15 protein-coding genes and 1 pseudogene are annotated in these 20,194 nt (G+C 75.5%); 15 read left to right on the forward strand and 1 reads right to left on the reverse strand.

The window, feature by feature from the left end; all coding sequences use genetic code 11:
- Window positions 1-24 precede the first annotated feature (24 nt).
- The 7 genes and pseudogenes from ACWDBE_RS19815 to ACWDBE_RS19845 form a co-directional block, all read left to right on the forward strand.
- Window positions 25-633, forward strand: a pseudogene (locus ACWDBE_RS19815) (ATPase, T2SS/T4P/T4SS family); the annotation flags it as partial.
- Window positions 630-770 carry a hypothetical protein gene (locus tag ACWDBE_RS19820; protein WP_449788429.1) on the forward strand — a complete coding sequence of 47 codons (141 nt, stop codon included), beginning with the start codon at window positions 630-632 and terminating at the stop codon, window positions 768-770. The pseudogene ACWDBE_RS19815 and the gene ACWDBE_RS19820, both read left to right, overlap by 4 nt.
- Before the next feature lie 218 nt (window positions 771-988).
- The gene (locus ACWDBE_RS19825; protein WP_449808651.1) at window positions 989-1,834 is read left to right on the forward strand and encodes a type II secretion system F family protein; all 846 of its coding nucleotides are present in this window, start codon (window positions 989-991) and stop codon (window positions 1,832-1,834) included.
- A 176-nt stretch (window positions 1,835-2,010) separates the two neighbouring features.
- The gene (locus tag ACWDBE_RS19830; protein ID WP_449808652.1) at window positions 2,011-2,607 is read left to right on the forward strand and encodes a type II secretion system F family protein; all 597 of its coding nucleotides are present in this window, start codon (window positions 2,011-2,013) and stop codon (window positions 2,605-2,607) included.
- Between the two features lie 82 nt (window positions 2,608-2,689).
- A complete protein-coding gene (locus ACWDBE_RS19835; RefSeq protein ID WP_449788426.1) occupies window positions 2,690-2,962 on the forward strand; it encodes a DUF4244 domain-containing protein in 273 nt (90 codons plus the stop codon).
- Window positions 2,963-3,206: 244 nt separating this feature from the next.
- Window positions 3,207-3,551: a TadE family type IV pilus minor pilin gene (locus ACWDBE_RS19840; RefSeq protein ID WP_402409468.1), complete on the forward strand. Its 345-nt coding sequence runs from the start codon at window positions 3,207-3,209 to the stop codon at window positions 3,549-3,551.
- The gene (locus ACWDBE_RS19845; RefSeq protein ID WP_449788425.1) at window positions 3,539-4,087 is read left to right on the forward strand and encodes an Rv3654c family TadE-like protein; all 549 of its coding nucleotides are present in this window, start codon (window positions 3,539-3,541) and stop codon (window positions 4,085-4,087) included. The genes ACWDBE_RS19840 and ACWDBE_RS19845 overlap by 13 nt, the downstream gene beginning before the upstream one ends.
- Here ACWDBE_RS19845 and ACWDBE_RS19850 read toward each other — a convergent pair.
- On the reverse strand, window positions 4,082-6,508 hold the full coding sequence (locus ACWDBE_RS19850) for a DEAD/DEAH box helicase (protein ID WP_449788424.1): 2,427 nt from the start codon (window positions 6,506-6,508) through the stop codon (window positions 4,082-4,084). The two genes, ACWDBE_RS19845 and ACWDBE_RS19850, sit on opposite strands and share 6 nt — an antisense overlap.
- Before the next feature lie 222 nt (window positions 6,509-6,730).
- Here ACWDBE_RS19850 and bldG point away from each other — a divergent pair, with 222 nt between their 5' ends.
- From bldG to ACWDBE_RS19890, 8 genes are all read left to right on the forward strand, one after another.
- Entirely contained in the window at window positions 6,731-7,072 is a 342-nt protein-coding gene (gene bldG / locus ACWDBE_RS19855) for an anti-sigma factor antagonist BldG (protein ID WP_316522720.1), read from the forward strand.
- Window positions 7,073-7,230: 158 nt separating this feature from the next.
- Window positions 7,231-7,650, forward strand: a complete 420-nt coding sequence (locus ACWDBE_RS19860; RefSeq protein WP_449788423.1) for an ATP-binding protein — start codon at window positions 7,231-7,233, stop codon at window positions 7,648-7,650.
- A 359-nt stretch (window positions 7,651-8,009) separates the two neighbouring features.
- Complete coding sequence (locus tag ACWDBE_RS19865) at window positions 8,010-8,795, forward strand: hypothetical protein (protein ID WP_449788422.1); 786 nt, start codon at window positions 8,010-8,012, stop codon at window positions 8,793-8,795.
- Between the two features lie 516 nt (window positions 8,796-9,311).
- Entirely contained in the window at window positions 9,312-10,844 is a 1,533-nt protein-coding gene (locus tag ACWDBE_RS19870; RefSeq protein ID WP_449808653.1) for a DUF7059 domain-containing protein, read from the forward strand.
- Window positions 10,845-11,094: 250 nt separating this feature from the next.
- Complete coding sequence (locus ACWDBE_RS19875; protein ID WP_449788420.1) at window positions 11,095-11,550, forward strand: hypothetical protein; 456 nt, start codon at window positions 11,095-11,097, stop codon at window positions 11,548-11,550.
- Window positions 11,551-12,025: 475 nt separating this feature from the next.
- A complete protein-coding gene (topA, locus tag ACWDBE_RS19880) occupies window positions 12,026-14,908 on the forward strand; it encodes a type I DNA topoisomerase (RefSeq protein WP_449788419.1) in 2,883 nt (960 codons plus the stop codon).
- A 155-nt stretch (window positions 14,909-15,063) separates the two neighbouring features.
- Window positions 15,064-18,657 carry a dTMP kinase gene (gene tmk, locus ACWDBE_RS19885; protein WP_449808654.1) on the forward strand — a complete coding sequence of 1,198 codons (3,594 nt, stop codon included), beginning with the start codon at window positions 15,064-15,066 and terminating at the stop codon, window positions 18,655-18,657.
- 275 nt (window positions 18,658-18,932) lie between these two features.
- The gene (locus ACWDBE_RS19890; RefSeq protein WP_449788533.1) at window positions 18,933-20,144 is read left to right on the forward strand and encodes a DNA polymerase III subunit delta'; all 1,212 of its coding nucleotides are present in this window, start codon (window positions 18,933-18,935) and stop codon (window positions 20,142-20,144) included.
- Window positions 20,145-20,194 lie beyond the last annotated feature (50 nt).

Raw genomic sequence — 20,194 nt, forward strand, 5'->3', positions numbered from 1 at the left:
GACTTCCAGGGGCGGTACATAGGTGGGGTAGCCAAGACCACGCTCCTGTCAGCCCTGCTCGGCCTGGCCGGGCCGGACGAGCGGATCGTGGTCGCCGAGGACTCCGCCGAGCTGCGACCGGCCCATCCGCACGTGGTCCGGCTCCAGGGCCGGCCGCCCAACCAGGAGGGGCTGGGCGAGTTCACCCTGCGCGACCTCGTCCGCCAGGCGCTGCGGATGCGCCCGGACCGGCTGGTGATCGGCGAGGTCCGCGGGCCCGAGGTGTCGGACCTGCTGGCCGCGCTGAACACCGGGCACGAGGGCGGCTGCGGCACGGTCCACGCCAACACGGCGGCGGACGTGCCGGTCCGGCTGGAGGCCCTGGGCGCGCTCGCCGGTCTCGACCGCGCGGCGCTGCACAGCCAACTGCGGGCCGCACTCGACGTGGTGGTGCACCTGGTCCGCGATCCGGGTTCGGGGCGGCGCCGGGTGGCGGAGGTCCACACGTTGGCCGGGGCGGGAGACGGCTCGGCCGTGACCACACCCGCCGTGGCCTTCCCCGCGGCCGGCGGCATGCGTCCCGGTGCGGGTTGGGCGCGGCTGGTCGGACTGCTGGCGGCGCGCGGGGTGTCGCTCGGGCCGGGGCGGTCGTGATCGCGGCGGCGAGGGCGGTCGGCGCGGACGTGCGGGTGGTGGAACTCGCCTTCGCCCTGCTGCTGGGCGGGTGCGCCGTGGGCGCCCTGGTGCTGCTTGGTGGCCAGGGCCGGAAGGACTGGAGGCAACGGAGGTGACCGACATGGCGCAAAGTCAGATCGCACTGGGCTGGACGGTGGTGCTGTGCCTGGTGGCCGCCGCCGCATGGCGGGCGGTGCAGGAGCAGTTGCCGGGTGGGCGACGTTCCAGGCTGGTGTTGGCGGGCAGTGGGCCTCCGGTGCGGTGGCCGGGCGCGGAGGTCGTGGAGCGGAGCCGAGGGCGGAGGCGGATTGTTCGGGGTCGGAGCCGGGGCCGGTTGCCGGAGTTCCTGGCGCCCGAACTCCTGGTCCTGCCGCTGGGTTTGGCTGCCGGGCAGGCCACCGCCTCGGCGGTGCCGGCGCTCGCGGCAGTCCTGGCCGTTCCGCCGCTGCGCAGCTGGCGGCTGCGGCGACGCCTGGCGGCGGAGGCCGGACACCGGGCCGCGGCCGTGGTGGACCTCTGCGCGGGTCTGGCAGGGGAGTTGCGGGGCGGGGCGACGCCGGAACAGGCGCTGCACCTGGTCACCGCGCGGCTCGCCGCCGCCCCGGAGGCGCTGCGCAGGCTCGGTGAGGAGCCGGTGGCCCGATTGGCGGCGGGCCGGTACGGCGGAGACGTGCCCGCCGCGCTGCACCTGCTGGCCGAACTGCCGGGCGGTCGTGGGGCCGCGGCCATCGCGGCCTGCTGGCGGGTGGCCGCGGACAGCGGGTCGGGGCTGGCCGCCGCCCTGGACCGGGTCGCGGAGGCGCTGCGCGGCGAGCGGGCACTCGCGGAGGAGATCGCCGGGGAACTGGCCGGGCCGCGCGCGACGATCGCCGTCCTGGCCGCCTTGCCCGGTGTCGGACTGTTCCTCGGTGCCGCGCTCGGGGCGCGTCCGCTGGAGGTCCTGTTGCACACCCCGTCCGGGCTGGGTTGCCTCGTGGCGGGGGCGGTCCTGGAGGGGCTGGGTGTGCTCTGGACGGCGCGCATCGTCCGGGCTGCGGCCCGAGGGGCGCTGGAGGAGCCCCCGGGGCGGGGCGGGCGGCGTCGACTCGTCGACCGCGTCGCACCGGCTCCGCGGGCGGACGAGCGGCACTGCGGGCTGTCCCGGGTGCGCGCACGAGTGCTCGGGGCGGGGGCGGGGTGATCCGGGGCATCGAGTGGGCGGCGGCCATCCTCCCGGCAGGCGCGGCTGTCCTGGGGTGGGCGTGGGTGCGCGGCCGGGTGAGGCGCCGAGGGGTGTTCGCCCGGGCCCGCGAGCGGCAGGAGGCTTGGAATCGAACCGGGCTGACGGCCTTGGGGGTTGGGCGTCGGCGGCAGGCGGTGGCGGCGGTCGTCGTCGGGCTCGCGGCGACGGCACTGCTCGGTGGCGGCACCGGGCCGGCCGTCGGGCTGCTGCTGGCGGTGGGCGTCCACCGGTGGTCGGCCCGGGCGCCGTCGACGGGCGATCGCAAGGCGGTCCGCGAGGAGGAGCTTCTGACGAGGCAACTCCCCCTGGGTGCCGAGCTGTTGGCCGCCTGCCTCGGCTCGGCGGCGCTGCCCTCGGAAGCCGTGTCGGCGGTGGGCCGGAGCGTGGGGGCGCCACTGGGGCCCCGGCTGGTGGCGATCGGTGCCGAACTGGCCCTGGGCGCCCCGCCGGAGCTGTGCTGGCACCGACTGGGAGAGCAGCACCCGTCGCTGGCACCGCTGGCCCGTTGCCTGGAGCGCAGCAGCCTCGGCGGTGTCCCCGCCGCCGGCCCCCTGATCGGGCTGGCCCAGGGGCAGCGCGCGGCGGCCGCCCGGGCGGCCCACGCTCGGGTCCGCCGGGCCGCGGTGCTCGCCACCGCGCCGCTGGGGCTCTGCTTCCTCCCGGCCTTCGTCCTGATCGGCGTGGTGCCGGTGGTCGTCGGCCTCACCAGCCGCTTCGCCCAGGCGATGTGAACAAGGGCCGGGCGCGGGACAGCAGCAGACGACGACCGGCCAGCAACTGACAGCAGTGGACATCGAGCGACAGGAGAGTTTCATGACCGCAGTGATCACGATCGGGCCCGGTGCCGGGCGTCCGCTCCGCCCGTCGGCCGGCAGGTGGCGGCGGAGAAGCCGCCGGGCGGCCTGCCGGGTGCGCAGGGTGGCCCGGCTCCGGGGCCGCTCGGACGCCGGGATGACCACGGCCGAGTACGCCGTCGGGACGCTGGCCGCGTGCGCCCTCGCGGCCGTGCTGTACAAGGTGGTGACCGGCGATGCCATCACGAGTGCGCTGACCGACATGCTGGTGCGGGCACTCCATGCGGCGTAGGGCCGGGAAGCCTTGGGGCGCGGATGGTGTCGGCCGCCGCCTTCTGTCGGCCCGGCGGGCGATGGACGGCCCCGCCCCCGCCGTGCGAGGCGGACACCTCGACCCCGCCCCGCCCGCGCTCCGGGCGGGTGGTGGGGGCCCGGACACAAGCAGGGGCCGCACGGGGGAGGGCGGCGCCCGCCGGGCGTGGTCGCTGCGCCCGGGGCGGCGCGGCGACGCGGGCTTCGTGACGGCGGAGACGGCGGTGGCACTGCCGGCACTCGTCCTGCTCGCGGCGATGCTGATCTGGGGCGTGCTCGCGGCGGCCGCACAGATCCGCTGCGTGGACGCCGCCCGGGTCGGCGCCAGGGCGGCCGCGCGCGGGGAGGCGGACGCGGCCGAACTCGCCCGCGCGGCGGCCCCGCCGGGCGCACAGGTCCGGGTGGCCGTGGCGGCCGACACGGTCCGGGTCGACGTGGAGGCGCCGTGCGCGGGGCCGGGCAGACTCGGCGAGTTGTTGGCCGTCCGGCTCGGTGCGGCGGCCGTGGCGGCGCGGGAGGACGTCCTGGTGGCGGCCACGGAGGGCGGTGGTGGCCCATGGCCGTCCTGACCGGGCCGCGGGAGACGGCGGAGCGGGTGCTGCGCACTCGTGCGGCCCGAGCGGCGGCGCTGGGCGGACGAGGGCCGGACGCCGGCTCGGCGACGGTCTGGCTGCTCGCCCTGGCGATGTCGGGCACGGCGGTGTTCGCCGGGACACTCGCGGTCGGCTCGGTGGTCGCCGCTCGGCACCGGGCCGAGTCGGCGGCCGACCTCGCGGCCCTCGCCGCCGCGGACCGGCTGCTGCTGGATCAGGACGGCGGCTGCGGCCGGGCCGCCGGGATCGCCGCCGCACAGGGCGCCGGGCTGGTGTCCTGCGCGGTCGACCGGTCGGCGGACGCCGTCGAGGTGGTGGCCGAGGCGGAGGTCCGCGGGCTCCCGGCCCGAATGCCGGTCGGTCCGGCCCGGGCGAGCGCCCGAGCCGGACCGGTACGGGCTCCGGTCACCGGCTCCGAGGACGCGCCGGGCGACGGGCCGGGCGGATCCCCGGGCGACGGGCCGGGCAGATCCCCGGGCGGGGATCCGAGCGCAGCGGCGGCGGCCTCATGAACCGGTCGGCGCTCCACCGTCCGGTCCCGAGGGCGCCTCCGGTTCGTCCGTCGCGGGCTTCCGCCCGTCGTCCGGCTGCGGTCCGTCGTCCGGTGCCTCGGCGGCGCCGGGTGCTCCGGCCAGCAGGACGTCCAGGAGCCGAACGGCTGCGGCCTTGTCCAGCGGGTCGTTCCCGTTGCCGCACTTGGGTGACTGGACGCAGGACGGGCAGCCGCGCTCGCACTCGCAGGAGGCGATCGCCGTCCGGGTGGCCGTCAGCCACTCGACGGCCCGCTGGAAGCCGCGTTCGGCGAAGCCGGCCCCGCCCGGGTGGCCGTCGTAGACGAACACGGTCGGCAGCCCGGTGTCCGGGTGCAGCGGGACGGACACGCCACCGATGTCCCACCGGTCACAGGTGGCGAACAGCGGCAGCAGGCCGATCGAGGCGTGCTCGGCGGCGTGGGCGGCGCCGGGCAGTTGGTCGAGCGGGATGTCCGCGTCGAGCAGCTGGTCCTCGGTCACGGTCCACCAGACCGCGCGGGTGCGCAGCGTGCGGGGCGGCAGGTCGAGCTTGGTCTCGCCCATGATCTCCCCGGTGGAGATCCGCTTGCGGAGGTAGCCGACCACCTGGTTGACCACCTCCACCGAGCCGAAACAGAGTCGGCCCTCGCCCCAGTCCACAGTGGTGTCGGTGTCGAGGACGGAGATGGAGGTGATGTCGCGGGCGGCCGTGGTGTACGGAGGGTCGGCCGGTTCGACCAGCGCCACGGAGTTCTCCAGGTCGAACTCCCTGACCAGGTACGTGCGGCCCTGGTGCAGGTGGACGGCCCCGGTGTGGACGGTGGTGTGGGCGGCCGCGGCGTCCACCGTGCCGAGCAGCCGGCCGGTGTCGGCCTCGACGATCTGCACCGGGCTGCCGCCGCTGCCGCGCAGGTCCACCGCGTCGGCCGCGCGCTCGCGGCGGGTCCAGTACCAGGAGCCGTCGCCGCGCCGGCGCAGCAGGCCGCGCCGCTCCAGGACCGGCAGCAGCGGCTCGGTGGATGGCCCGAAGAGCTCCAGGTCGGCCTGGGTGAGCGGGAGTTCGGCGGCGGCCGCGCACAGGTGCGGGGCGAGCACGTGCGGGTTGTCGGGGTCGAGCACGGTGGCCTCGACGGGGGCCGCGAACAGTGCCTCCGGGTGGTGCACCAGGTAGGTGTCCAGCGGGTCGTCCCGGGCGATCAGGACGGCGAGCGCGCCCTGGGCCTCCCGGCCCGCCCGGCCCGCCTGCTGCCAGAGCGAGGCCCGGGTGCCGGGGTAGCCGGCCATCAGGACGGCGTCGAGACCGGAGATGTCGACGCCGAGTTCGAGAGCGGAGGTGGAGGCGAGGCCGAGCAGTCGGCCGGTGTGCAAGTCGCGCTCCAGGGCCCGGCGTTCGTCGGCGAGGTAGCCGCCGCGGTAGGCGGCCACCCGTCCGGCGAGCGGACGGCCGAGCTGGTCCTGGGCCTGGAGTGCGACGAGCTCGGCGGCCCGCCGGGAGCGCACGAAGACGACGGTGCGGGTCTCCCGCTCGACCAGGTCGGTCAGCAGGTGTGCGGCTTCGGCGGTCGCGGTGCGGCGCACGGGCGCGCCGTGCTCGCCGACGTTCTCGGTCAGCGGCGGTTCCCAGAGGCCGAAGACCATCGGCCCGCGCGGCGAGGCGTCCTCGGTGACGGCCACGGCGGGCAGGCCGGTCAGCCGCCGGGCGGTCGCGGCCGGGTCGGCGGTGGTGGCGGAGGCCAGCAGGAAGGTGGGGGACGAACCGTAACGGGCGCAGATGCGGCGCAGCCGCCGCAGCACCTGGGCGACGTGCGAGCCGAACACGCCCCGGTAGCTGTGGCACTCGTCGACGACCACGTAGCGCAACGCCTTGAGGAAGGAGGACCAGCGGGCGTGGCCGGGCAGGATGCCCCGGTGCAGCATGTCCGGGTTGGTGAGCACGTAGGAGGCGTACTGGCGGACCCACTCGCGCTCCTCGGGCGGGGTGTCGCCGTCGTACAGGGCGGCGCGGACCCTCGGCGGGGCGAGTTCGGCGGCCCGGCGGCGCTGGTCGGCGGCGAGCGCCTTGGTCGGGGCCAGGTAGAGCGCGGTGGCGCCGCGGCCGTTGCGGGCCTCGGTGCCGTCCAGCAGGTCGCTGAGCAACGGGGCCAGGTAACCCAGCGACTTGCCCGAGGCGGTGCCTGTGGCGATCACCACAGTCTGGCCGCTTTTGGCCAGGTTCATCGCTTCTGCCTGGTGCGCCCACGGCTGTTCCACCCCGACGGCGCGCGCCGCGGCCACCACCTCCGGACGGATCGAGTCGGGCCACGGTGAATAACGTGCAGGCCGGGCGGGAAGGTGCTCCGTATGGGTGAGCCGGTCGGACCGCCCCCGGCTGGTGGCCAGGGTCGTGAGCAGTGCCTCGGGCGGGCTGTGTCGGGGCGGCATGAGGACCCAGTGTGTCACCGGCGTGACGGAGAATCGTCGTAAGCCATCGTGCGGGCATGGCCGCAGGTGGTTGAATGTGGCCGTGACGGCCGTATGGCCGTGGGTCGCAGCGCTGAGGCTTGCCACGCGTTGGCTGGGCGCGCCCGGGCTCGCGACCATGCGGTGGCGGCCGTCCGGCCGAGGATCGCACATGACGTAGCAAGGCAAGGTGCTGGAGGTTCCGTGGACCTGTCCCTGTCGACCCGTTCAGTCGGCGATCGTACGGTCGTCGAGGTTGGCGGCGAGATCGATGTGTACACCGCCCCGAAGCTGCGGGAGCAGCTGGTCGAGCTCGTCAACGACGGCAAGTACCACCTCGTCGTCGACATGGAGGGCGTTGACTTCCTCGACTCGACCGGCCTCGGTGTGCTGGTGGGTGGTCTGAAGCGGGTGCGCGCTCACGAGGGCTCGCTGCGCCTCGTCTGCAACCAGGAGCGCATCCTGAAGATCTTCCGCATCACCGGCCTGACCAAGGTCTTCCCGATCCACACGTCGGTGGACGACGCGGTCCAGGCGACCGACTGACGCGGCCGGGCCGGTCCGTGCGGCCGGCCCAGCTCGTTACCTCGCGTCCGGGGCCCGGGCCCGTGTGGCCCGGTCTCCCCCGGGCGCCCCTGGGTCGGTTCAGCCGGCCCGCAGGGGCCGGACCTCCGGCCCCGGTCGGAGCACCCCGAGGGGGAGAGATGGCAACCGTCGAACTTCGATTCAGCGCGCTTCCCGAGCACGTGCGGACGGCCAGGCTGGTCGCCGCGGCCGTCGCCAGACGGGCCGGGGTCGACGAGTCGGTGCTCGACGAGGTGCGGCTCGCGGTCGGTGAGGCCTGCTCCCGTGCGGTCGGGCTGCACCAGCGCGGAGGCATCGGCGGCGCGGTCAGGGTCGCGTTGATCGATCAGGAGAAGCGTTTCCTCATCGAGGTCGAGGACGAGGCCGGCCCTGCCACCGTCCCGGCCTCCGGCGACGCCGAGGGCGGCGAGCCGGATGAGGACACCCTGGGCCTCGCCGTGATCACCGGCCTGGTCGAGGACCTGGAGGTCACCAACGGCACGGACGGTGGCCTGATCCGGATGAGCTGGCCGGTTTCGGTCGCTTCCGTCGCTGTCTGAGGCGCCTTTCCCGAGTTCGGCGTTTCGCGTTTCCGCGTGTCCGGGTTTCCGCGCTCCCGTTTGTTTCGGCGCTCCCTCGTTCCCTCGCCGTGCCGGGGGCTGGAGCCCGCTCCCCGGGCACGCGGTGACAACTCGGTGATCCCGGCGATCCACCGCTTCCGGCATGTCCGGCCCGGTGCACCGCCCCACGCCCGTGGCCGCCTCCGGCGCGCTGGACGAGGATGCCCGGGTGCCGCCGCGGACGCGGCCCGGTCGGGGTTCGGCCGACGGGCGGGCAACAGGGCAGGGGAATCGGGGGACGGACACCGGCCGTGTAGGTTCGACGACCGATGACGACCGAAACCGAAAGGCCTCTCCCGGTGAACAAGCGACTGCTGGCCGTACCCGCCCTCGGCGTGCTGCTCGCGTTCGGTGCCGTCGGCTGCGGCGGCGACGACAACAACAGCAAGCAGCTGGAGTCCTGGGCGTCGACCGTCTGCGGCGCGGCCAAGGACCCGATCGCCCAGGCACAGGCCGCGCTCGCCGACACCGGCCAGGTGAAGACCGGCGAGGCCCCGGCCGACCTCCAGAAGCGGCTCTCCACGGACATCGGGCGGTTGGCCAAGACCAACCAGGACATAGCCGCCGCCATCGACGCGGCCGGGGCGCCCAAGGTGCAGGACGGTGCGGCCCTCCAGAAGGACACCGTCGACGAGCTGAAGAAGGCTGCCGACGGCTACGTGGAGGTCCAGAAGAAGCTGGACGCGCTGCCCAACACCGACCAGGCCAAGTTCGCCGACGGGCTGCGCAGCGTGGCCGACCAGGTGCAGCAGCTGGCCTCGCTCTCCACCCAGGCGCAGAGCAAGCTCCAGCGCGGCGACCTCGGCGCGGCGATGGCCAAGCAGGAGGGCTGCAAGCCGTCCTCGACGACCGCCCCGACCGCCGGTGCCACCGGTGGCGCGGGTGCCGGCGCGAGCGGCACCCCGGCGCCGGGTGGCGCGGCCACGACCCCGGCGGCGCCCGGCACCCCCGGTGCCACCGACACCCCGGCTGCCACCCCGGCGCCCGGTGCGACTGACGGTGCGAGCCCGGCCGCGCCCGGGGCGACCACCGCTCCCGCGGCGTCGCCCGCCACCGGGGCGAGCCCCGCGCCCAGCGCGAGCTGAGCCTGGGCGGTCCGGACGACCGGCCGCGTCCGTCCCGGTGCCGGCCATGTCCGGTGCCGGGTGGCGCGGGCCCGGGGCCCGCGCGGAAAGTGGTGTCCGTGGTGGGCCGCCGCCCCGAAACCGCCGTTTTCCGCGAGCCCGGCCGCGCCCGGGGCGACCACCGCTCCCGCGCCGCCGCCCGCTACTGCGGCCCGCCCGGGCCCAGCACGGGCCGAGCCCGGGCGGGCCGGACGATCCGGCGCGTCCGTTCCGGTACCGGTCACGGCCGGTGCGGGCCTCGCGGAGGTGGTGTCTGCGGTGGGCCGGCCCCGGAACCGCCGTTTGCCGCGGGTCGGCGCCATCGGAGGGGCGGTTCCCGAGAGCTGGCAGGCCCAGGGCAGCCGCGGAACGACTTGGTGTGCGCCCACGGGCGGCGCGTGGGGGCTTTCGGGGGCGCGCGGGGTGGTGTGGGCTTCGGTTGGGTGGGCGCGGGGCGCAGGGGCGGCCGCGGGGTGGGCGGCGGGGGACAATGGCGGGGTGATCAGTAGCCCCGTTCTCGACCCGACCCGCCTCGCCAAGTTCCGTGAGGCGCTGCTCGCCGCCTCGTTCACCGCCGACGGGTGCCTGGACCTGCTCGGGCCCACCGGCTATTCGGCGTTGGCCCGCAGCGAGGCGGTCCCGGCGCTGCGGGCGACCCGTGGGGGCAGCCCGCTGGAGACGCTGGTGCGGCTGTTCCTGCTCCAGCAGCCGGTCCCGTACCGGGCGGCCGCCGCCGCGCTGCCGGTGGAGGACTGCCTGGCGGACGGCTGGCTGCGCTCCGACGGCGATCTGGTGCGCGCCACCGTCGACGTCCGACCATACGCCAACGAGGTGGCCGGGATGCCCAGTTCGGACGCCTGGGTGGTTTCCGACCTCGGTTGCGCGGTGGGTGGCGCCGGCGGCATCGGCTCCGGCGAGACCGCGCACGGGGTGGCCCGCAAGGACCTGGTGCTGGGCGTCGGCGGTGCCTCCACCACGCTGGCCAACATCACCGTGCGTCGCCCCGTCCGGGCCGCGCTGGACCTCGGTTCGGGCTCCGGCGTGCAGGCGCTGCACGCGGCCCGGCACGCCGGGTCCGTCACCGCGACGGACGTCAACCCGCGTGCGCTGCGCTTCACCGAGCTGACCCTGGCGCTGTCCGGCTTCGACAACATCGAGGCGTCCGCCGGAAGCCTCTTCGAGCCGGTCGGGGAGCGGAAGTTCGACCTGATCGTCTCCAACCCGCCGTTCGTCATCTCGCCGGCCGGCCGGTTCACCTACCGCGACGGCGGCATGGCCGGCGACGACCTGTGCCGCAACCTGGTCCGCTCGGCCGCCGATCACCTGGAGCCCGGCGGCTACTGCCAGCTGCTCGCCAACTGGCAGCACGTCAAGGGCGAGGACTGGCACGAGCGGCTGGCCGGCTGGGTCGCGGGCACCGGCCTGGACGCCTGGATCGTCCAGCGCGAGGTCCAGGACGTGGCCCAGTACGCCGAGTTGTGGCTGCGCGACGGCGGGGACCACCGCGGCCCCGGCGGCGACTACCAGGCCCGGTACGGCGAGTGGCTGGACGCCTTCGAGGCGGGCCGGGTCGAGGGCATCGGCATGGGCTGGATCACCCTGCGGGCGAGTGGCGCCGAGCGTCCGACCGTACGGGTCGAGGAGTGGCCGCACCCGGTGGAGCAGCCGCTCGGCCCGCACATCGAGGCCTGGTTCGACCGGCAGGACTTCCTCCGGTCGCACGATGACGCGGGCCTGCTCGCGGCCCGCTACGTGCTGGCCGACGAGGTGGTCCAGGAGCAGGTCGGCGCGCCGGGCGCGGAGGACCCGGAGCACGTGATCCTGCGTCACAACCGCGGCATGCGGCGGGCCACCAAGGTGGACACCGTGGGTGCCGGCTTCGTCGGGGTCTGCGACGGGACGCTGTCGGCGGGCGAGATCGTGGACGCCATCGCGCAGCTGCTCGGCGAGGACCGGGTGGTCCTGCGGGACCGGGTGCCGGAGTCGCTGCGCCTGCTGACCGAGCAGGGGTTCCTCGAGCCGGTCCGCTGAGCCCGGGCACGCCGAACCCGGGCGCGCGAGGCCGGGCACCCGAGGCCAGGCACGCCGAGGCCGGCCCCGTCGAGGCCGGCCCCGTCGAGGTGAGCCCTCGCCGGGACCGGCCCTGCCGTTGCCGGGCCGGTTCACCCGCCCGTACCCCCTGGTTCGTCCGGTCGCCGCCGAGCGGCTGTCTCCCGTTGGCTCTCCGCTGTGAAGCTCGGTCCACAGGCTGTGGACAGAGCTGGAGAGCCGGGGGCCAGGGGTGGACGCGACGACGGCGATGGTGGGCGGGTCGGTGCTCGCCCTCTTCGGTGGCGTGCTGCTGCTCTGGTGCGCCGCCGAAGTGAGCCTGCGCCTGCGGGTGCGCCGCCGGGGGGCGCCGGCGGTGGCCACCGTGGTGGCCGAGGACGACGTGCACGGCCGGCTGGACAGCGCGCCGCTGCTCTCCTTCTCGGTGCCGCCCTCGGTCGGGGAGCCCGGCGCGTTCGGGATCGCGGGGCTCGTGATCGCCCGTCCGCGCGGGCACACCCCGCTGCGCCGTCCGGACCGTTTCGTGCCCGGCGCCTCGGTGCGGATCTGTTACGACCCGCGGCGCCCGAGCCGGGTGGTGCTGGCGGCGGAGGAGGTCGGCCGGGCGGTCGTCGTCGACCTGCTGTGGAGCGTCCTGGGCGTGGGTTGCCTGGCGGCGGGCGCCGGACTCCTGGCCGCGGGCGGCTGAGCCCCCGGGAGTCCCTGAGCACGTCCCCCGAGCGCAACCCCTGCTTACACCGCCGAGCGCAACCCCTGTTCGCACCCCAGACGCACACCCGGCCCCTGTGATCCCGGAGCACCACCCCCCGCAGCGCCACCCCCGGGTACCCGCGAGCGGTTCGCGGGCGAGTGCCCGTGCCCGCCCGTCGATTTTCCGTTGACAGATCTTGAAATCCGTCATTCCATCCTCCGGAACCTGCCGAAGGCCCCCCTCCGCGGGGCGCGAACCTCCGTCATCGGGTTACCGTTCGAGTGGCGTCGGAGAGCCCGGCAAGTGAAAAAGCGGGATCCGTCCGTTTGACAAGGGTGGCCGGGGTACGGTCACACTCCGCTGGTGGGGGTGTCGTGCCGCGGCAGCCCCGGGACGGTGAGGGGGTCGGGCGGAGCGCAGCCCGTGCTGCCGCGCCGACCAGCCACATAAGGACCGGGAGAGAAGAGCGAAGGTGTCCCCGAGCAGCGAGACCGCGCACGGACAGCGACTCGTCATTGTCGAGTCGCCGGCCAAGGCGAAGACGATCAAGGGCTACCTGGGCCCCGGCTACATCGTCGAGGCGAGCGTCGGGCACATCCGCGACCTCCCCAGCACCGCGGCCGAGGTGCCGGACAAGTACACCGGCGAGGTGCGCCGCCTCGGGGTGGACGTCGACCACGACTTCGCGCCCATCTACGTGGTCAACGCGGACAAGAAGTCCCAGGTCAGCAAGTTGAAGTCGCTGCTCGCGGAGTCCGACGAGCTCTTCCTCGCCACCGATGAGGACCGCGAGGGCGAGGCCATCGCGTGGCACCTCCAGCAGGTGCTGAAGCCCAAGGTGCCGGTGCACCGCATGGTGTTCCACGAGATCACCAAGTCGGCGATCCAGGAGGCCGTGGCCAACCCGCGCGAGCTCAACCAGCGCCTGGTCGACGCCCAGGAGACCCGCCGCATCCTCGACCGGCTGTACGGCTTCGAGGTCTCGCCGGTGCTGTGGAAGAAGGTCATGCCGAAGCTGTCGGCGGGCCGCGTGCAGTCCGTCGCCACCCGTCTGGTGGTCGAGCGCGAGCGCGAGCGGATGGCCTTCCGCACCGCCTCGTACTGGGACCTGGTCGGCACCTTCGGCACCGGCCGCACCCCGGTCGACTCCGCCGATCCGGAGACCTTCGGCGCCCGGCTGGCCGCCGTCGACGGCAAGCGGATCGCCAGCGGCCGCGACTTCGGCCAGGACGGCCGGCTGAAGGCCGCCAGCGCGAACACCCTGCACCTGGACGAGCAGGCGGCCCGCCAGTTGGCCGCCGCCCTGGAGCAGACGGCGTTCGCCGTCCGCAGCGTCGAGTCCAAGCCCTACCGCCGCTCGCCGTACGCGCCCTTCCGCACCACGACGCTCCAGCAGGAGGCCGGCCGCAAGCTGGGCTTCGGCGCCAAGCGGACCATGCAGGTGGCCCAGAAGCTGTACGAGAACGGCTTCATCACCTATATGCGTACCGACTCCACCACGCTGTCGGACACCGCGATCACCGCGGCCCGGGCCCAGGTCACCCAGCTGTACGGCGCCGACTACCTGCCGGACGCCCCGCGCACCTACGCCAGCAAGGTCAAGAACGCGCAGGAGGCGCACGAGGCCGTCCGCCCGTCCGGCGACCGCTTCCGCACCCCCGCCGAGACCGGTCTGACCGGTGACGACTTCAAGCTGTACGAGCTGATCTGGATGCGCACCGTCGCCTCCCAGATGAAGGACGCGGTCGGCCAGTCCGTCACCGTCCGGGTCGGCGGCACCTCGGCCGACGGCCGGGACGTCGAGTTCTCCGCCTCCGGCAAGATCATCACCTTCCACGGCTTCCTCAAGGCCTACGTCGAGGGCGCCGACGACCCGAACGCCGAGCTCGACGACCGCGAGCGCCGGCTGCCGCAGGTCGCCCAGGGCGACCCGCTGGCCGCCGAGCGGATCACCCCGGAGGGCCACGCCACCAAGCCGCCGGCCCGCTACACCGAGGCCTCGCTGGTCAAGGAGCTGGAGGACCGGGAGATCGGCCGCCCCTCCACCTACGCGTCGATCATCGACACGATCATCCAGCGCCGGTACGTCTTCAAGAAGGGGACGGCGCTCGTCCCGTCCTTCCTCTCCTTCGCCGTGGTCAACCTGCTGGAGAAGCACTTCGGCCGGCTGGTCGACTACGACTTCACCGCCAAGATGGAGGACGACCTCGACCGGATCGCCGCCGGCGAGGCGCAGTCCGTGCCGTGGCTGAAGCGCTTCTACTTCGGCGAGGGCGAGGGCCACGCCGCGGGCGGGGCCGCCGAGGCCGGCAACGGCGACGGCGACCACCTGGGCGGCCTGAAGGAGCTGGTCACCGACCTCGGCGCGATCGACGCCCGGGAGATCAGCTCGTTCAGGGTCAGCGACGACATCACCCTGCGGGTCGGCCGCTACGGCCCGTACGTCGAGCGCGCCTCGGCCGTCGAGGGCGAGCCCGGCCAGCGTGCCGACATCCCGGACGAGCTGCCGCCGGACGAGCTCACCGTCGAGCTGGCCGAGGAGCTGCTGGCCAAGCCCAGCGGCGACTTCGAGCTCGGCCCTGACCCGGTCAGCGGCAACATGCTGGTCGCCAAGGACGGCCGCTACGGCCCGTACGTGACCGAGATCCTGCCCGAGGGCACGCCGAAGACCGGCAAGAACGCGGTCAAGCCGCGCACCGCCTCGCTGTTCAAGACGATGTCCCTGGACACCGTCACGCTGGAGGACGCGCTGCGGCTGCTCTCGCTGCCGCGGGTGGTCGGCACCGACGCCGAGGGCGCGGAGATCACCGCGCAGAACGGCCGCTACGGCCCGTACCTCAAGCGCGGCACCGACTCCCGGTCGCTCACCAGTGAGGACCAGCTCTTCACGATCACCCTCGACGAGGCGCTGGCGATCTACGCCCAGCCGAAGCAGCGTGGCCGGGCCGCCGCCGCCCCGCCGCTCAAGGAGCTGGGCAACGACCCGGTCAGCGAGCGCCCGGTGGTGGTCAAGGACGGCCGCTTCGGCCCGTACGTGACCGACGGCGAGACCAACGCGACGCTCCGCAAGGACGACGACGTCGAGACCATCACGCCCGAGCGCGGGTACGAGCTGCTCGCCGAGAAGCGGGCGCGCGGACCGGTGAAGAAGGCCGCGAAGAAGGCCCCGGCGAAGAAGGCCGCGACCAAGAAGACGACCACGGCCAAGACCGCGGCGACCAAGACCGCGGCGGCGAAGAAGACCGCCGCGAAGAAGACCACCGCCACCAAGACGGCGGCGAAGAAGACGGCGGCCAAGAAGACCGCCGCCACCAAGACGGCCGCGAGCGAGACCACCGCCACCGACGAGGGCTGAGCCCAGGTCACGGCAGCCGGGCCCGTGCCCCCGATCCGGGGGTGCGGGCCCGGGGTCGTCCGGGTCGTGCGGGGTACGTCACAACCCGGTGATGAGCGGGATCCGGAAGCCCGTTCGTCTCATTCCGGCCAGGCCCCGCCCGCTACGCTGACCGTATGACGAGCGAGGAGCAGCCCACCCCCAGCGCCGCCCCGGCCGCCAGAGCCTGGGCGTCCGACCTGCCCGAGGTCGCGCCCGCCGGGACTCCGATGGACCGTGCCCGGGCGCTGCTGCGGACACGTGCCTACCGGCGCCTGTGGACCACCCAGCTGATCGGCGGCACCGCCGACCGGCTCGGTCTGCTGGTGCTGCTCGCGCTCACCGTGATCGCCGCCGCCCAGGGCGGCCGGTTCGGCAGCTTGCCACGCAGCCTCGCCTTCGCCGTCGCCGCGGTCCTCGCCGTACGGGTGCTGGCCACCGGGCTGGTCGGCGTCGCGCTGCTCGGCCCGGTGCACAGGCTGGTCGCGGGCCGGCTGGACCGGCGCTGGACGATGTTCGGCGCCGACGTGCTGTGCGCCCTGCTGATCGGCCTCGCGCCCTGGTGGAGCGTCTGGCTGGGCTCCGCCGCCAAGCCCTCCGGGGCCGCCACCTACGTCCTGCTCGCCACCGTGTTCGTGACCGGTGCCGCCGAGCGGGTCCGGGGGATCGCCAGGTCCGCCGTCGTCCCGGGCCTGTTGCCGTCCGCCAACCCCCACCTCCCGGTCGCCGAGCAGCGCCCCTCCGCCGCCAACCTGGAGAGCGTCCGGAGCATCGACCGCTTCACCGGCTGGGTGACGGTGCCGCTCGGCGCCGTCGGCCTGGTGGCCTTCACCCTGCTCAACAACATCGGCGCGGCGCTCGGCTCCGACTGGCTCCGGGCCCACCAGCTCACCTTCGCGGCGCTCGGCGCGGCCGGGATGTTCGCCGCCTCGGCGGTCCGCGGCCACCTCCAGCAGCTGCCCGGCGGCCCCGTGTCCGTCGCGCCGGTCTCCCCGCTGCAGGGCCTGCGCGCCCCGACCGACGCGGTCCCCGGCCCCGCGCTGAGCAAGGGCCGCACCGGCAGCGCCCCGTACTTCACCTTCGCCGTCGCGGCCGGCTACGCCTCGATGGCGGGCGTCGCCGCGCTGGCCCTGCTCACCGCCGCCGAGCACCGCGCCGGGCCGATCGGCTACGGCCTGCTGGTGCTCGCCGCCAGCGGGACGCCCGCCCTGGGCGCCCGGCTCACCCGGGCCACGCTGCCCTCGCTGTCCCGCCGCCGACTGCTCGCGCTGGCGCTGCTCACCCAGGGCGTCGCGCTGATCCTGGCCGGGCTGGTGCTCGACTTCGTGCTGGTCCTGCTGCTCACCGTGCTGGCCGGCTTGGCCACCGGGATCGTGGTCTCGGCCGGGCGCACCCTGCTCGCCCAGGAGGTCGAGGAGGCCCGGCTGCCGAAGGTCACCGAGCACCTGTTCGCGGTGCTCCGGGCCGTGGTCGCCGCCGCCCTGGTCGCCGTCCCGCTGATCGCCGCCGCCTACGGGGACGTCGAGTACGGCACCGTCGAGCCCGGCTCCTTCACCTTCATCCACGGCGGCGCGGCCCTGGCCGTCGCCACCGCGGGGCTGCTCACCCTGGTGCTCGCCGCGGTCGTGCTGCTGCGCACCGACGACCGCCGCGGCACCGCGCCGTTCGTCCGGGACCTGGTGGACTCGGTGCGCGGCCCGGGCGGCCCGGTGCCGCACCGGGGCACGGGCACTGGCTTCTTCATCGCGCTGGAGGGCGGCGACGGCGCCGGCAAGTCCACCCAGGCCCAGGCGCTCGCCGAGTGGATCCGCGGCAAGGGGCACGAGGTCGTGCTCACCCGCGAGCCCGGCGGCAGCCCGGTCGGCCAGCGGCTGCGCGGCCTCGTCCTGGACGTCGGCAACACCGGCCTGTCGCACCGCGCGGAGGCGCTGATCTACGCCGCCGACCGCGCCGAGCACGTCGAGAACGTCATCCGGCCGGCCCTCGCCCGCGGCGCCGTGGTGATCACCGACCGGTACATGGACTCCTCCATCGCCTACCAGGGCGCCGGCCGCGACCTGGCCGCGACCGAGGTCGCCCGGATCTCCCGCTGGGCCACCGGCGGGCTGCTGCCCGACCTGACCGTCGTCCTGGACGTCGACCCGACCCGGGCCCGCGAGCGCTTCACCGAGGCGCTGGACCGCCTGGAGTCCGAGCCCACCGAGTTCCACCAGCGGGTCCGGGCCGGCTTCCTCGCCCTCGCCGCCGCCGACCCGGCGCGCTACCTGGTCGTGGACGGCAGCCAGGCCCCCGGCTTCGTCACCACTGCCATCCGCCACCGGCTCGACCGCGAGCTGCCGCTCTCCGAGCAGGAGAAGGCCGCGCGCGCCGAGCGGGAGCGGCTGGCCAAGGAGGAGGCCGAGCGCCGCGCCGCCGAGGAGGCCCGCAAGAAGGCCGAGGAGGAGGCCGCCGAGCGCAAGCGGCAGGAGGTGCTGGCGCAGCTGCGGGCCGAGCAGGCGGAGCAGGAGCGGCTGGCCAAGGAGGAGGCCGAGCGGGCCGCCGCCGAGGCCCGGCGCAAGGCCGAGGAGGAGGCACGCCGCCGGGCGGAGGAGGAGGCCGAGCGCCGCGCCGCCGAGGAGGCCGAGCGCCGCAAGGCCGAGGAGGCCCGACTGGCCGCGGAGGCCGCCGAGCGCAAGCGGATCGCCGACGAGGCGGCCGCCCAGGCCGAGCTCCAGCGGCAGCGCGAGCTCGCCCGCGAGGAGCAGCGCCGCCGGGCGGAGGAGGCGCTCCAGCGGGCCGAGGAGGCGCGGCTGGCGCAGGCCGCCGCGCTGGCGGCCGCGGCCGCGGCGGCGGAGTCGGCGGAGGGCCGGGCCGAGGGCCGGGCCGAGGGGCGGCCGGGGGCGGGACCGGCTGCGGGGTCGGAATCGGGTTCGGGGTCGGCTGACGGTTCGGGACCGGCTGACGGTTCGGGCTCGGGTTCGGGCTCGGGCTCGGGTCTGGGCTCGGCGGCCGGGGAGACGACCACGGAGCTGCGGGCGGTCCGGGACGTCCCGAAGGACGCTCCGCAGGACTCGGCTCAACCGTCGGCGCAGGCTCCGTCGGGCGGCGGGCTCGGGGACGAGGCGACGCGAGAGCTGTCGCCGCGGGACCGGCAGGCGGCCGTCCGGGCGGCGGAGGCCGTCGAGGCGCGCAAGGCTGCCGAGGCGCGCCGGGCCGCGCGCGCGGACGTCGGCGCGAGCGCTGGTGCGAGTGCCGGTGCGGTCGACGAGACCGCCAAGCTGCCGGTGGTGCCGGCCTCGGCGGTGGACGAGACGGCCGTGCTGCCGAAGGTCCCGGCGGAGGCCGACCGCACCGAGGTGCTGCCGCGGATCGAGCCGGGCCGTACCGACGGCCGAACCGAGGGCCGGCCGGCGCAGGGGGCGCGGCGCGCGGAGCCGGTGGACAGCACCCGCGAGCTGCCGGTGGTCGGCGCGGAGCCGGCTGCCGAGCCGCAGTCGCAGCAGCAGCCGGGTGCCGATCGGCCGCGGCCGGAGTGGGCCGAGGAGACGCCGCTGGACGACCTGCCGAGCCTCACCGACACCCTGCTCGGTTCCCACGACGAGTGGACGCGCTGGGAGCGCGGCGGCCCGGGCCAGGACGCTCCGTACGGCGGCCCGCAGGGCGGCGCGGAGCGGCCCGAGGGCCGTGGCGACGCCCGGGACAAGGGCGGCGACGGCAAGGGCAAGGGCCGTCGCTGGGGCCGCCGGGGCTGACCGGACACGCGTGGGCGGCGCCGCCGGGACCGGTTCCCGGCGGCGCCGCCGCGTTCGGGGCAGGCGTGTTCCGGGCGGACCGCCTTCCGGTGGGCCGCGTTCCGGAGGGCCGCGGTTCGGTGGGGCCGCGTTCCGTCGGGCGCCGGCCTGGCGTCCGTGAGCCGGCCCCCGCCCGCCGTGACCCGGACGGAGCAGTGGGTGTCGGAGCGGAGACGTATGCTCGACGGCGGGGAAGAGGCGCCACGAGCGCTGCCGTACGGAGCTTGGGAGCAGCAGTGGCCGTCTGGGACGACCTGGTGGGCCAGGAGCGGGTGGTCGAGCAGCTGACCGCCGCAGCCCGGGCGGCCGGGGCGACGGTCGAGGCCGGTCGCGGAGCCGCCCCGGCCGAGGGCGCGAACGCCTCCCTGATGACGCACGCCTGGCTGTTCACCGGCCCGCCCGGCGCCGGGCAGGTCACCGCCGCGCGTGCCTTCGCCGCCGCCCTCCAGTGCACCAGCCCCGACCTCGCGCTCGGCGGCACGCCCGGCTGCGGGTTCTGCGACGGCTGCCACACCGTGCTGGCCGGCAGCCACGCCGACGTGAAGTACGTCCGGACGGACGGCCTCTCCATCGGCGTCGGCGACATGCGTGACCTGGTGATGCGCGCCTCCAGCTACCCGACCGGCGGCCGCTGGTCGGTGATCCTGGTGGACGCCGCCCACCGGCTCACCGAGGCCGCCGCGAACGCGCTGCTCAAGGGCGTGGAGGAGCCCTCCCCGCGCACCGTCTGGCTGCTCTGCGCCCCCTCCGTCCAGGACGTGCTGCCGACCATCCGCTCGCGCTGCCGCCTGCTGGTGCTGCGCACCCCCGCGGCGGAGGCGGTCGCCGACACCCTCGTCCGCCGGGACGGCGTCGACCCGGAGACCGCCCGCCTCGCCGCGCTCGCCGGGCAGGGCGACATCGAGCGCTCGCGCCGCCTCGCCGTCGACGAGCAGGCCCGGACGCGCCGGGCGGAGGTGCTGCGCATCCCGCTGGAGGTCGGCGACATCGGCGGCTGCCTGGCCGCCGCCCAGCGCCTGGTCGACACCGCCAAGGCCGATGCCGAGGCGCTCGCCGAGACCCAGGACGCCAAGGAGACGGACGACCTCAAGGCCGCCTACGGCGCCGCCGAGGGCAGCAAGGCGCCTCGCGGCATGGCCGGCGCGGTCAAGGAGCTGGAGAAGCGGCAGAAGAGCCGGGCCACCCGCACCCGCCGGGAGACCCTCGGCGTCGCCCTGCTCGACCTGCTCGGCTTCTACCGGGACGTGCTCGCCATCCAGCTCGGCTCCACCGGCGCGCTCGCCAACGAGGACCAGCGGCAGGCGCTGAACCGGGTGGCCCAGGCGGGGCCGGCGGAGAGCACGCTGCGGCGGATCGAGGCGGTGCTGGCCTGCCGTCAGGCGCTGGACCGCAACGTGGACCCGCTGCTCGCGGTCGAGGCGATGACGGTGGCGCTGCGCGCGGGCTGAGCCCGGGCCGAGCGCGGTCTGGGTCCGCTCTGATCTGAGCGGCCTGAGTC

This window comes from Kitasatospora sp. NPDC001132, assembly GCF_053598415.1.